The 12,648-nt window shown below is 69.1% G+C and carries 9 protein-coding genes; 2 read left to right on the top strand and 7 right to left on the bottom strand.

From position 1 onward, the window contains the following. From NQ160_RS10020 to NQ160_RS09995, 6 genes are all read right to left on the bottom strand, one after another. Positions 1–1,534: ABC transporter substrate-binding protein (locus NQ160_RS10020; protein WP_257515099.1), on the bottom strand; the 1,534-nt coding region annotated here is incomplete at its 3' end. A gap of 154 nt (positions 1,535–1,688) precedes the next feature. Continuing rightward, complete coding sequence (locus NQ160_RS10015; protein WP_257515098.1) at positions 1,689–2,261, bottom strand: PH domain-containing protein; 573 nt, start codon at positions 2,259–2,261, stop codon at positions 1,689–1,691. After that, entirely contained in the window at positions 2,258–3,943 is a 1,686-nt protein-coding gene (locus tag NQ160_RS10010; protein ID WP_257515097.1) for a dipeptide ABC transporter ATP-binding protein, read from the bottom strand. Before NQ160_RS10010 ends, NQ160_RS10015 begins: the two co-directional genes overlap by 4 nt. Further along, on the bottom strand, positions 3,940–4,887 hold the full coding sequence (locus NQ160_RS10005) for an ABC transporter permease (RefSeq protein WP_257515096.1): 948 nt from the start codon (positions 4,885–4,887) through the stop codon (positions 3,940–3,942). Before NQ160_RS10005 ends, NQ160_RS10010 begins: the two co-directional genes overlap by 4 nt. Continuing rightward, on the bottom strand, positions 4,877–5,806 hold the full coding sequence (locus NQ160_RS10000) for an ABC transporter permease (protein WP_257515095.1): 930 nt from the start codon (positions 5,804–5,806) through the stop codon (positions 4,877–4,879). Before NQ160_RS10000 ends, NQ160_RS10005 begins: the two co-directional genes overlap by 11 nt. A 72-nt stretch (positions 5,807–5,878) precedes the next feature. Next, entirely contained in the window at positions 5,879–7,504 is a 1,626-nt protein-coding gene (locus tag NQ160_RS09995) for a peptide ABC transporter substrate-binding protein (protein ID WP_257515094.1), read from the bottom strand. 145 nt (positions 7,505–7,649) lie between these two features. Here NQ160_RS09995 and NQ160_RS09990 point away from each other — a divergent pair, with 145 nt between their 5' ends. Both NQ160_RS09990 and NQ160_RS09985 read left to right on the top strand, forming a co-directional pair. After that, a complete protein-coding gene (locus tag NQ160_RS09990) occupies positions 7,650–8,465 on the top strand; it encodes a CPBP family intramembrane glutamic endopeptidase (protein ID WP_257515093.1) in 816 nt (271 codons plus the stop codon). 197 nt (positions 8,466–8,662) lie between these two features. Then, the gene (locus NQ160_RS09985) at positions 8,663–9,658 is read left to right on the top strand and encodes a type IV toxin-antitoxin system AbiEi family antitoxin domain-containing protein (protein WP_257515092.1); all 996 of its coding nucleotides are present in this window, start codon (positions 8,663–8,665) and stop codon (positions 9,656–9,658) included. A 56-nt stretch (positions 9,659–9,714) separates the two neighbouring features. Here NQ160_RS09985 and gcvP read toward each other — a convergent pair whose 3' ends face one another. After that, entirely contained in the window at positions 9,715–12,579 is a 2,865-nt protein-coding gene (gene gcvP / locus NQ160_RS09980; RefSeq protein ID WP_257515091.1) for an aminomethyl-transferring glycine dehydrogenase, read from the bottom strand. Between the last annotated feature and the right edge of the window lie 69 nt (positions 12,580–12,648).

Genomic DNA, 12,648 nt, shown 5'->3' with positions numbered 1-12,648 from the left:
CCCAAGCGGCGTCGACCTCGGGGTTGGAGTAGCCACCGTAGTTCTGCGGCTTGCCCGTGGCGTAGATGTTCTCGCCAGAGGCGATCTGGCCGGAGCCGGCCCAAGCGAACAGCGCCACCTCGTAGTCGCCGCGCTCCTGCGTGCCGCCCGGCTGGAAGAAGTCCTCGTTGCCCGCGTCGACGATGTTGAAGCCGGCCTGGTCGCACGACGACTTGATCAGAGCGACCTGGTCCGCGCGGCGCGGGTTGGGTGCGGAGTATCCGATACGGACCTCAGCGCCCTGGGCACCCTGCTCCGCGACGATGCGCGCTGCCTCTTCGATGTTCGGCTCGTCGTACTCGCCGTTGTAGGACGCCTCGACGACCTCTTCGTAGCTGTCCTGGAAGGGGAACACCTCGCGGGCGTTGAGCACGACCGCCGCGGGGTCGATCGGCTTGATCAGGTTGTCGACGATCTGCTGGCGCGGCACGCACATGGCGAAGGCCTGACGCAGCTCCAGGTTGTCGGCGAACAGCGAGCCCTCGATGAAGTTGAAGTCGAGGTGCTCCCACGTCAGCGACGGGCCGGACAGGATGTTGACCGCGTCGCCGAGCTCTTCGAGCTGCGCGAGGGTGTCGACGGTCGGCTGCGGCGCGATGACGTCGAGGTCACCGTTGTCGAGGGCCTGGACCATGGCGTCCTGGCCGACGAAGCGGAAGACGATCTCGGCGTTCTGCGGCGCGAGCTTCTCGCCGTAGTATTCCTCGTTCGCCACGAGGGTGACGGACTGACCGGCATCCCACGAGCTGAGCTTGTACGGACCCGAGGAGGGCATCAGCGCCTCGTCGGGCAGCTCGCCGGGGTTGGTGAACCAGCCGGTGTTCCAGAACTCGGCGGCGGGCTCGAGGGCGGCGGTGTCGCCGTCGAGGATCGCCTGGGCGAGCTCTTCGGTCTCCATGCCGGCCTGCTCCGCGACGATGTGCGCGGGGTCGAGCATCCAGGTCTGGATCTTCCAGTCCGGGTTCTTCACGGCGAACTCGACCGTGAACTCCTTGCCGTCGAGCTCGCCCTGCGGGCCCGCGGGGACCTCTTGGCCCATGTCCTGAGAAACCGAGTTGAACAGCGGGCCGTCGGGGCCGGCGAGGTTGGTGTTCTGCACGCCCCACGCCAGCACGGCGTCGGCGACGGTGATCGGGGTGCCGTCAGACCAGACGGCGTCGTCCGAGATGGTGTACTCGACCGTCAGCGGGTCCTCCGACACCAGCTCGTACGAGCCCAGGTCGGTGTTGTCCTCGATCGAGCCGTCCGGAGCGAAGTACGTGAAGCCGGTCTTCATCTGGTCCGTGATCGCCGAGTTGTACGTGCTGTACGTCTCGGGCGTGTAGCCGTTGTAGCTGATGAAGTCGTTCGGTCCCACGGAAACGGCGATCGACGCGGACCCCGTGGGCTCGTTGGTGTCACCGCTGCCGTCGTCACTGGGCGGTGCGCAGGCGGTGAGCGCCAGGGCGGTGACGCCGATGGCGGCCCCGGCGATAAGGGTTCGACGTGAACGCATTTGGTCTCCTACATTGGTGCGGGCAATGGCACTCGCGGCCTGCTTCGACTGACCTACATCGCTCGGGCTGCGAATACCGAAACTATAGGTGAACGTCACCTGGCCGATCGGCGCGGGCCGAAAATAGTTACAAACCGTTAACCCGGACACGGGCTCAGGCGCGGCTCCCGCCGACCATGAGGGCGAGCAGCGCCCACGCGATCACACCGGCCAGGGACAGCACGACGGGCAGGTTCCACCCCCGCTTCACCTGCCCTGTGGCGGGGCCACGGTCGACGGCGGCCTCCCAATCACGGCGGATGAGCTCCACGTCCGAGCAGGCGGGGACGTGCCGCTCGGCATCCGCACCCCGCCCACGCCGTGGGCGGGGTGGCCTGAGGGCTGGTCCGCCGAAGGCGACCACCTTCGAGCCATCGTCGAGCTGCAGCGTCAACTGCCATCGGGTCGTGATGTCACGCACCTGCGCCCAGGGCACCTCGGCGCGCCGTAAGGGGTTCACCACCGTGATGCCCTGCGCATCGGTGTGCACCGTCGGGGCGTACAGCGCAGCGAAGATGATCCAGTCCACCAGCAGGATCCCCGGTGCCAGCACCAGCATCTGCCCGAACCCGGCGCGCAGGACGGCGTCCCCCAGCAGGAACACCGTCATAGCGCCCGCGGCGACCAAGGCGACCGTCCCCGAGCCCGACCGATAGACGCGGCGACCCGCGCCTGCGGCCTGACTCATGTCTCGGTGTCTACGACGCCGGCACCGAGCGTCATGGACGCGCCGGGGATGGCTTCCAGCAGACGCCGGGTGTACTCCTCGGCGGGGTTGGCGAAGATCTCGTCGACCGTGCCCTGTTCGACGATCTTGCCGCGCTCCATGACGCAGACGAAGTCGGCGACCACACGCACCACCGCGAGGTCGTGCGTGATGAACAGGTAGGTCAGCCCGAGCTCGGACTGCAGGTCGGCCAGCAGCTGCAGGATCTGGTCCTGCACCAGCACGTCCAGCGCAGACACGGCTTCGTCCAGCACGACGATGTCGGGCTTCAGCGCCAGCGCGCGCGCGATGGCGACACGCTGTCGCTGCCCTCCGGAGAGCTCGTTCGGGTACCGGGATGCCAGCTCCTGCGGCAGCGAGACCTGGTCCAGCAGCTCGGCCACCCGGGCGCGGCGGGACCTCGCGTCGCCGACGTGGTGCACGTCCAGCGGCTCGGCGATCGTGCCGCCGATGCTGCGCAGCGGATCGAGGGATCCGTACGGGTCCTGGAAGACCGGCTGCATGCGTCGCCGCAGCGCGAAGGACCTGCGCCCCGAGAGCCGGGCGATGTTCTCGTCCTCGATGAGGATGGTGCCCGACGTCGGCTTCTCGAGGTCGAGCACCATCTTCGCGATCGTGGATTTGCCCGACCCGGACTCACCCACCAGCGCCAACGTGCGGCCGCGCGGCATCTCGAACGAGACGTCGTCGACGGCGCGGAACCGCTCGCTGCGGAACGCCCCCTGCCGGATCTTGTACTCCTTGACCAGGCCCTGCACCACGACCGCCGGCGCACCGGTGGCCAGATCCGCCTCGTGCCGGATGCCGCGGTCCTCGGCGCGGGCCTGGATGCGCTGGGAAGCCAGGCTCGGCGCGGCGGCGACCAGGCGCTGGGTGTACGGGTGCTGCGGGTTCTCGAGGATCTCGCGACTGGGCCCGGACTCGACGATCGCGCCCTGGTGCATCACGACGATCGTGTCGGCGCGCTCCGCGGCGAGCCCCAGGTCGTGCGTGATGAGGAGCACCGATGTCCCCTTCTCCGCCGCGAGCGACGCCATGTGGTCGAGGATGACCCGCTGCACGGTGACGTCGAGGGCCGAGGTCGGCTCGTCGGCGATGAGCAGCTTCGGGTCGGCGGCGAGGCCGATGCCGATGAGGGCCCGCTGGCGCATGCCTCCGGAGAACTGGTGCGGGAACTGATGCAGCCGGCGTTCGGCATCCGCCAGTCCCGCCTGCTGCAGCACCTCGACGGCGCGCCGCTCGACCTCTTTGCGTCCGGTGGCGATGCCGTTGGCGCGGATGGCCTCCTTGACCTGGAAGCCGATGCTCCACACCGGGTTGAGGTTGGACATCGGGTCCTGGGGCACGTAGCCGATCTCGCGGCCGCGGATGCGCTCCACCTGCGGCGGCGTGAGCGTCGTGAGATCGCGACCTTCGAGCGTGATGGACCCGCCGGTGACGTGGCCGGTGCCCGGCAGCAGGTCGACGATCGCCGAGGCGGTCGTGGACTTGCCCGAGCCGGACTCCCCCACAATGGCGACGGTCTCGCCGGGGTGGATGTCCAGATCGATCCCGTGCAGGACTTCGGTGGAGGTCTTTCCCGCGTCGAATGCGACGGTCAGATCGCGGATGGACAGCAGAGGCGTGCGGTTCGCCGGCATCATCGACGTGCCCTCGCTTTCGGGTCCAGGGCGTCTCGCAGGAGCTCGCCCAGGATGATGAACGCAAGGACCGTCACGGTCAGCGCGATGGACGGATAGATCAGCGCCAGGGGCGCGACGCGCAGCGAGGACTGCGCCTGGCTGATGTCCAGCCCCCACGACATGGTGCCGCTGCCGAGACCGACACCCAGGAACGACAGGGTCGCCTCGGCCGAGATCGCGGTTCCCAGCGTGATGGTGGCCACGACGATGACGGGTGCCAGGGCGTTGGGCAGCACGTGCGCGAGCAGGGTGCGGAACCGCGAGAGGCCGATCGCGCGCGACGCGGTCACGAAGTCCGCCTGTCGCACCCGCAGCACCTCGGAGCGAATGACGCGCGCCGTCGACGCCCAGGCGAACCCGCCGATGGCGAAGGCGAGCAGGAGCGGTGTGCGGTTCTGCGAGAAGACGCTCATGACGACGATGGCCGCGAGGATGTACGGGATCGCGAAGAAGATGTCTCCGACGCGCGAAAGCACCGAGTCGAGCCATCCGCCGTAGAACCCGGCGAGCGCGCCCATGACGACCCCGAGGACGGTGCTGATCAGGGTGGCGAGCAGGCCAACGAGGAGCGAAGTGCGTGCGCCCCACACGATGCGGGACCAGATGTCGCACCCTTGGAAGGTGAAGCCCAGCGGGTGGCCGGAGCTCGGACCGCCGTTGCTGTTGGCGAGGAAGCACTCGGTGTCGGGCGGGACGGGCGTGAACAGCGTGGGCCACGCAGCCATGAGGACGACCAGGAGCACGAGCACTCCGGTGACCCAGAAGGTGGGGCGGCGGCGGATGTCGCGCCAGGCGTCGCGCCAGAGGTTGCTGGGCTTTGCCGCGACGCGCACGGCGTCGACGTTGATCGTGGTGGTCTTGACGGGAGCGACATAGTGCGCCGTGGGGAAGCGATCACTGGGCATAGCGGATCCTCGGGTCGAGCAGGCCGTACAACAGGTCGATGACCAGGTTGACCAGGACGTAGACGATGACGAACACGGTCACGAAGGAGACGACGGTGGGGCCTTCCTGGCGGCGGACCGCCTCGAAGAGCACGTTCCCGACGCCGGGAACGTTGAAGATGCCCTCGGTGACGGTCGCGCCCACCAGCAGCACGCCGAAGTTGGTCGCCGTGTTCGTGACCACGGGGATGAGCGAGTTGCGCAGCACGTGCACGGGGATGACGCGACGCCGCGAGAGGCCCTTGCTGTAGGCGGTGCGCACCCAGTCCTGGTTGAGCGTGTCGATCACCGATGCGCGGGTCAGACGCATGCTGGTGGCGTAGAGGCTGAGGCCGAGCACGATGGCCGGCAGCCACAGGTCCATCCAGCCGTTCTGCACCCCGACGGTCGGCCGGAACCAGCCGAGCTGGATGGCCAGGAAGTACTGCGCGAGGAAGGCGAGGACGAACACGGGAACGGCGACGAAGACGAGCGCGATCACGAGCGAGGCGTTGTCGAAGATCCTCCCCTTGCGCAGCCCCGAGATCGTGCCGATGACGATCGCGAGCACGAGCTCTATCGCGATGGCCAGCGCCGCCAGGCGGATCGTCACGGGGAACGTGCGGGCGAGCACTTCGCTCACCGGCTGACCCGAGAAGCTCACGCCGAAGTCCCCCTGGAAGACGCCGGTGATGTAGAAGAAGTACTGCACGATGAAGGGATCGTCGAGGTGGTATTCCTCGCGGATCTGCGCCAGCAGCGCCGGGTTCGGCGTGCGGTCGCCGAACAGCGCCAGGATGGCGTCGCCGGGCATGGCGAACACCATGAAGTAGATGAGCAGCGTGGCCCCGAAGAATACGGGGATCACCTGCAGCACTCGTCTGACGATGTAACCGAGCACGTCCGCTCTCCCTGGGAATCGGAACGACTCGCGAGGCGGTGACGGACCGCCACCGCCTCGCGCGTCAGGTGGCTATTCGGCCTTGGTGATCAGGTGGAACAGCGGTACGGAGTTCCAGCCGAACTCCACGTTCTGCACCGTGGGGGCGAAGCCGCCGGTCACGTTGGCGTACCACAGCGGGATGACCGGCAGGTCCTGCAGCAGCACGCTCTGAGCCTCGGAGAAGAGCGCGTTCGCCTCCTCCGTGTCGGTCGTCGAGATGCCCGCCGTCAGCAGCCCGTCGAACTCCGCGCTGGAGTAGTCACCGTCATTGGATCCGGCGTTGGTCGCGTAGAGCGGTCCCAGGAAGTTGTACAGACCCGGGTAGTCCGCCTGCCAGCCGGTGCGGAAGGCGGTGGTGATGGCGTCGTTGTTCACCAGCTCGCGCAGTTCGGCGAGGGTCGGGTAGGGAGCGCCCGACGCTTCGATTCCGAGGTTGTTCTTGAGCGAATTCGACACCGCGTCGACCCACTGGTCGTGGCCGCCGTCGGCGTTGTAGCCGATCTGGAAGGAACCGTCCCACGGTGAGATGGCGTCAGCCTCGGCCCACAGCTCGGCGGCACGCTCGGGGTTGTACTCCAGCACCTCGGCACCCTCGAGCGAGTCGGACCAGCCGTCGATGACGGGCGAGGTGAAGTCGCTGGCGGGGGTGCGGGTGCCCTGGAAGATCTTCTCGGTGATCTCGTCGCGGTTGATCGCCATCGAGATGGCCTGACGGCGCAGCTGGCCTTCCTCACCCGAGAAGTGCGCGAGGCGCTCCGGGATCGTGAACGACTGGAAGATGGCGGCCGGCTGGTTGACGGCACCCTCGCCGAGGTCGGACTCGAAGGTCGCCAGCGACGTCGGCGGAATCACGTCGATCACGTCGACCTGGCCACCGAGCAGGTCGGCGTACGCGGCATCCTGCGAGGAGTAGAAGGTGATGGTGAGGCCACCGTTCTGGGCCTGACGCACACCGTCGTAGTCTTCGTTCTTCACGAGGTCGATCTGCACGTTGTGCTGCCACGCGCCCTCACCGTCGAGCATGTACGGGCCGTTGCCGATCGGGTTCTCGCCGAACGCCTCCATGTCTTCGAACGCAACATCCGGAAGCGGGTAGTAGGCGGAGTAGCCCAGGCGCTGCGCGAAGTCCGACGCGGGCTTGTTGAGCGCGATCGTGAAGGTGTAGTCGTCGACCATCTCGAGGCCGGTCAACTCCGTGTCCTCGTCGTAGCTGAATCCCTCGATGTCCTCGAAGAAGTAGCTGTTGTAATGCTTGTTCGACGCGAGTGCGCCTTGGTTCCACGCGTTGATGAAGTTGTCGGCGGTGACCTCTTCGCCGTCCGTGAAGAGCTGACCCTCTTTGAGCTTGACGGTGAGGTTCTGCGGGTCTTCGACCGTGATCTCTTCGGCCATGTCGTTGACGGCGGTGCCGTCGGCCTCGTACGACACCAGACCGGCGAAGACCGAGTCGAGGATCATGCCACCGCCGACCTCGTTGGTCATGGTGGGAATCAGCGGGTTCTCCGGCTCGCTTCCGTTGGTGGTGATGATCGCGGTGGCAACGGCGTCACCGGATTCCTCGGGCTCGTCTCCGCCGCCTCCGGCGCAACCGGCGAGGGCGAGTGCGCCCGCCGTCAGCAGCGTCAGGCCGGCGAGGGCATTCTTGTTGCGATCCACGTTTCCTCCTGTGCAGGGATGTTGTGAGTCACGGTCTCGCAGAGCGCGGCAGTGGCACACGAGTTGAGGCACGCTATGGCGCCCGCGCATCCCTGACCAGGATCTGGCCGAAAGCGTTACATGCTCTTTACTAAATCCCCGTCCGATGTGGCAATCTGACAGCGTGACCGCTCCCAGTCCGCGCGTACCGAGTGCGGAAGGCGCTACCCGGATCCGTCTGTGGTGGGAGATCGCGATCGTCTTGTCGATCACGCTCGGCCAGTCCGCGCTGTACTCGGTGCTCACGCTCGTGCGGCGCCTGCTCTCCCCCACCCCCCTGGGCCAGCAGCAGACGCAGCTGAACCCGTCGCGCGATGCGGCGGCCGCGTGGGATGCGCTCTACCAGCTGCTCGACATCTTCTTCGACCTGGCTCTGGTCGCCCTCGTCGTCTACCTGCTGTGGGAACCGGGGACGAACGCCCTGCGCCGCATCGGGCTCGACTTCACCCGATTCGGCGGCGACCTGGCACGCGGCGTGCTGGTCACGGCGGTGATCGGCATCCCCGGGCTCGCACTCTACGCAGTGGGCCGCCTGCTCGGGTTCTCGGTGGCGGTCGTCGCGTCGCCCCTGGATGCCGCGTGGTGGACGGTCCCGATCCTGCTGTTCGCCGCCGTGCGCGCAGCGCTGCTCGAGGAAGTCATCATGCTGGGGTGGTTGTACGACCGGCTCCGCCGCCTGGGCTGGGGCTGGTGGCCGATCATCCTGTCTTCGGCTGTGCTGCGCGGCGCGTACCACGCCTACCAGGGAGTCGGCGGGATGGTCGGCAACTTCGTGATGGGGGTCGTCTTCGGCTGGTGCTACCGCCGGTGGGGCAGGGTGATGCCACTCGTCGTGGCCCACACGATCCTCGACGTGGTGTCGTTCGTCGGCTACCCGCTGGCCGCCGCCCTCTGGCCCGCGGTCTTCGCGCCCGTGCGCTGACGCGCGCCATCGGTCGCTGAGACGAATACTCGCGGACGAGACGGCGGGTGCCACCCACGGTCTCGTCCGCCCGCATTCGTCTCACGGTGACCGGGCGGGTCGGCGGGGGCTCCTGCACAGCGGCGGGAACGCGGGAGTTGTCCCGGCGGCGATGGTCCCGACGCATGCCGCAGCCGCATCCCAGGCAGGGTGGCCGGATGCCGATCCTGCTCGCCGGCCCGCAGCCGGCTCCGATCCCGCTCCTGCGCACCGCGGAGGTTCCCCACCCTGAACGCGCCGTCGCCCGCGGCGAGCTCGCGCGCGTCAGACCCGGTGTCTACGTGCCGGCGGAAGCCTGGCGCGACCTCGCTCCCTGGGTCAGGTACCTCGCGCGCGTCCACGCGGTGGCGCTCGGCTACCCCGACGCGGTGTTCAGCCACGAGTCCGCCGCTGCCCTCATGGGATTGCCGGTGTTCGGCGACCCGATGGTCGTCCACGTGCTCCAGAATCCGCTCGGCCGCTCGCGCCTGGCATCCGGCATCCGCGTGCACACCCACCGGGGCGAACGCGAGATCCTCGAGATCGGCGGGCTGCTCGTCACGGGCATCCTCGACACCGCCGTCGATCTGGCCCGATCACGGCACGGGGCGATCGGACTCTCCGTGGCGGATGCCGCGCTGCGCGCCGACCCCTCGCTGGAGGCCGCCGCCATGCGCGAGGGCAACGAGCAGCGCATCAGCAAGCGCGGGCGCGCCGTCGCGCGGTGGGCGCTGAGCCGGGCGAACCGGCTGGCGGAGACCGCGCTCGAGAGCGTGAGCCGCGCCGTGGTCGAATGGCTCGGCTTCCCCGAACCCGCGCTCCAGGTCTCCTTCCGAACAAACGACGGCGGCCATGACCGCAGCGACATGGTGTGGGAACCAGCGTCGGTCGCCGGCGAATGCGACGGCGGAATGAAGTACGACGGCCGGTTCGGTCCGGCACAGGACGTCATCGCCCGCCAACATGCGCGGGATGCACGACTGCGTCGGCACGTGCGCACCGTCGCCCACTGGGGGTGGCACGATGTCGTGCCTGCCGCACCGCTGCGCGACATCCTCATCGGCGCCGGCCTTCGCCCCGATGCCCCCGAAGACACCGCCGCCCTTTTCTCTCTCCGCCGCGCGCTCACCGCCACCACCCGTGAGACGAATGCCGACGGCCGAGACCGCGGGTGACACCCAGGGTCTCGGCCGCCAGGATTCGTCTCAGCGCGCGGGCGAGCGAGGCGCGGTTACGCGAACGCCTCCGGGGGCGGGCACGCGCACACGAGGTTGCGGTCGCCGTACGCGTTGTCGATGCGCCGCACCGGCGGCCAGTACTTCGTGCGCACCTGGGCGGGCACGGGATACACCGCGGTCTCACGCGAGTACGGGTGCGACCAGTCCCCGGCGATGACCGACTGCGCGGTGTGCGGCGCGTTCACGAGCGGATTGTCGGATGCCGGCCACTCCCCCGCCGCGACGGCGTGCGCCTCGGCGTGGATCGCGACCATCGCCTCGATGAACCGCTCGATCTCGCCGAGGTCCTCGGATTCGGTCGGCTCCACCATCAAGGTTCCCGCGACCGGGAACGACATCGTCGGGGCGTGGAAGCCGTAGTCGATGAGGCGCTTGGCGACGTCGTCGACGGTGATGCCGGTGGCCTCCCGCAGCGGCCGCAGGTCGAGGATGCACTCGTGCGCGACGAGCCCGCCCTCGCCCGCGTACAGCACCGGGTAATGCTCGCGCAGCCGCGCGGCGATGTAGTTGGCCGCGAGCACGGCGGCCCCCGTCGCCTCGCGCAGGCCTTCGGCGCCCATCATCCGCACGTACGCCCACGAGATCGGCAGGATCGAGGCCGACCCGTACGGCGCCGCCGAGACCGGACCGCCGTCGAAGACGAAGCCGCCGGCGTGGTCGGCGCGCTGCGACAGCGGGTGCGACGGCAGATAGGGCGCGAGGTGCGCCTTGGCCGCCACCGGTCCGACGCCCGGCCCGCCGCCGCCGTGCGGGATGGCGAATGTCTTGTGCAGGTTCAGGTGCGACACGTCCCCGCCGAGGTCGCCGAAGCGGGCGAAGCCCAGCAGCGCGTTGAGGTTCGCCCCGTCGACGTACACCTGACCGCCCGCGTCGTGCACCGCCTGAGTGATCTCCCGCACGTCGTGCTCGTACACCCCGTGCGTCGAGGGGTACGTGATCATGAGCGCCGCCAGCCGATCGGCGTGCGCGGCGATCTTCGCGCGCAGGTCGCCGAGGTCGACGTTGCCGGCCTCGTCGCACGCCACCACGACGACCGACATGCCCGCCAGCACCGCGGAGGCGGCGTTGGTGCCGTGCGCCGACGACGGGATGAGGCACACGGTGCGCTCGGTCTCGCCGTTCGCCCGGTGGTAGCCGCGGATCGCGAGAAGCCCTGCGAGCTCGCCCTGCGAGCCGGCGTTGGGCTGCAGCGACACCGCGTCGTACCCGGTGACCTCGGCCAGCCACGACTCCAGCTGCTCGATCATCGCGAGGTACCCGGCGACATCGTCGGCAGGCGCGAACGGGTGCACCTTCGCGAACTCCGGCCACGACACCGCCGCCATCTCTGTCGCGGCGTTGAGCTTCATCGTGCAGGAGCCGAGCGGGATCATGCCACGGTCCAGCGCATAGTCGCGGTCGGCGAGCTGCTTGAGGTAGCGCATCATCGCCGTCTCCGAGTGGTGACTCGTGAAGACGGGATGGGTCAGGTACTCGTCCTCGCGCCGCAGGACCCCGTCGACCGCCGCCAGCGGCTGGGCGTCGGCGAACGACAGCCCCGCCCCGGGCTCCTCCACGGCGCCGAACGCCCACGCGACGGCGGCGAGGTCGGACGCCGTGGTCGTCTCGTCCACCGATACCCCGACCGACGCGTCGTCGGCCCAGAAGAGCTGGTACCCGCGGCTGCGCGCGCGCTCGATCACCCGTGCGGCATCGCCCGGCACGAACACCCGCAGCGTGTCGAACACCGCGTCGGATGCCAGTGTCAGCCCGTATCCGCGCAGCTCCGTCGCGAGCGCCTCCGTCTTCTTCGCGACGTCGGTCGCGATGCGGCGCAGCCCCTCGGGCCCGTGGTAGACGGCGTACATGGATGCCATGACCGCCAACAGCACCTGCGCGGTGCAGATGTTGGATGTCGCCTTCTCGCGTCGGATGTGCTGTTCGCGCGTCTGCAGCGCCAGGCGGTAGGCCGGGTGCCCCGCGGCATCCTGCGAGACCCCCACCAGACGTCCGGGCAGCTGCCGCTCGAGGCCCGAACGCACCGCCATGTATCCGGCGTGGGGCCCGCCGAAGCCCATCGGCACGCCGAAGCGCTGCGTCGTGCCCACGGCGATGTCCGCCCCGAGCGAGCCCGGTGAGCGCAGCAGCGTCAGCGCCAGCAGGTCGGCCGCCACGACGACGAGCCCACCCTGCGCCTGCACGGCGGCGATCGCCGCGCTGGGGTCCCACACCCGACCGGTCGCCCCCGGGTACTGGATGAACGCGCCGAAAACCCCCTCCGGCACAGCGCCGGCGTAATCGGTCTCGATGAGTTCGATCCCGAGTGCCTCGGCCCGGTGCCGCAGCAGCGCCTTGGTCTGCGGGAACGCGTCGGTGTCGACGAGGAACGCATTCGACGCGCCCTTCGAGGCCCGCCGGGCCACGAGCATGCCCTCCACGACAGCGGTGGCCTCATCGAGCATCGATGCGTTGGCCGTCGCGAGCCCGGTGAGGTCGGTCACCATCGTCTGGAAGTTGATGAGCGCTTCCAGCCGACCCTGCGAGATCTCCGGCTGGTACGGCGTGTACGCGGTGTACCAGGACGGGTTCTCGAAGACGTTCCGCTGGATCACCGCGGGGGTGTGCGTGTCGTAGTAGCCCAAGCCGATCATGGCCTTCGCCGGCCGGTTGGATGCCGCGAACTCCCGCAGCTCCGCAAGCGCGTCGTGCTCGGTGGCCGCCGGCGGGATGTCGCTCGTCGGGCGTGGCTGCACCTGGATCGACGCCGGCACGGCGCGCTCGAGCAGGGCGTCGACGCTGTCGTAGCCCAGCACGTCGAGCATCTGGCGAGCGGCAGCGGCGTCGGTGCCGATGTGGCGGGCGGCGAAGGCGCCGGTCATGCGTCGCCGCCGGTGAGGGCGAGATAGCCGGCGCGGTCGAGCGTGTCGCCCAGCGACGCCCCGTCGATG

The sequence above is a fragment of the Microbacterium sp. zg.Y909 genome, assembly GCF_024626565.1.
The sequence above is the reverse complement of the archived record's forward strand: the minus strand, read 5'-3'. Positions and strand labels throughout refer to the sequence as shown.

Excerpts from the sequence above, each read along its gene's own strand:
- NQ160_RS10015 (WP_257515098.1), bottom strand. The coding sequence starts at position 2,261 with ATGAGTCAGGCCGCAGGCGCGGGTCGCCGCGTCTATCGGTCGGGCTCG.
- NQ160_RS10010 (WP_257515097.1), bottom strand. The coding sequence starts at position 3,943 with ATGATGCCGGCGAACCGCACGCCTCTGCTGTCCATCCGCGATCTGACC.
- NQ160_RS10005 (WP_257515096.1), bottom strand. The coding sequence starts at position 4,887 with ATGCCCAGTGATCGCTTCCCCACGGCGCACTATGTCGCTCCCGTCAAG.
- NQ160_RS09990 (WP_257515093.1), top strand. The coding sequence starts at position 7,650 with ATGTGGCAATCTGACAGCGTGACCGCTCCCAGTCCGCGCGTACCGAGT.
- NQ160_RS09985 (WP_257515092.1), top strand. The coding sequence starts at position 8,663 with ATGCCGATCCTGCTCGCCGGCCCGCAGCCGGCTCCGATCCCGCTCCTG.
- gcvP (WP_257515091.1), bottom strand. The coding sequence starts at position 12,579 with ATGACCGGCGCCTTCGCCGCCCGCCACATCGGCACCGACGCCGCTGCC.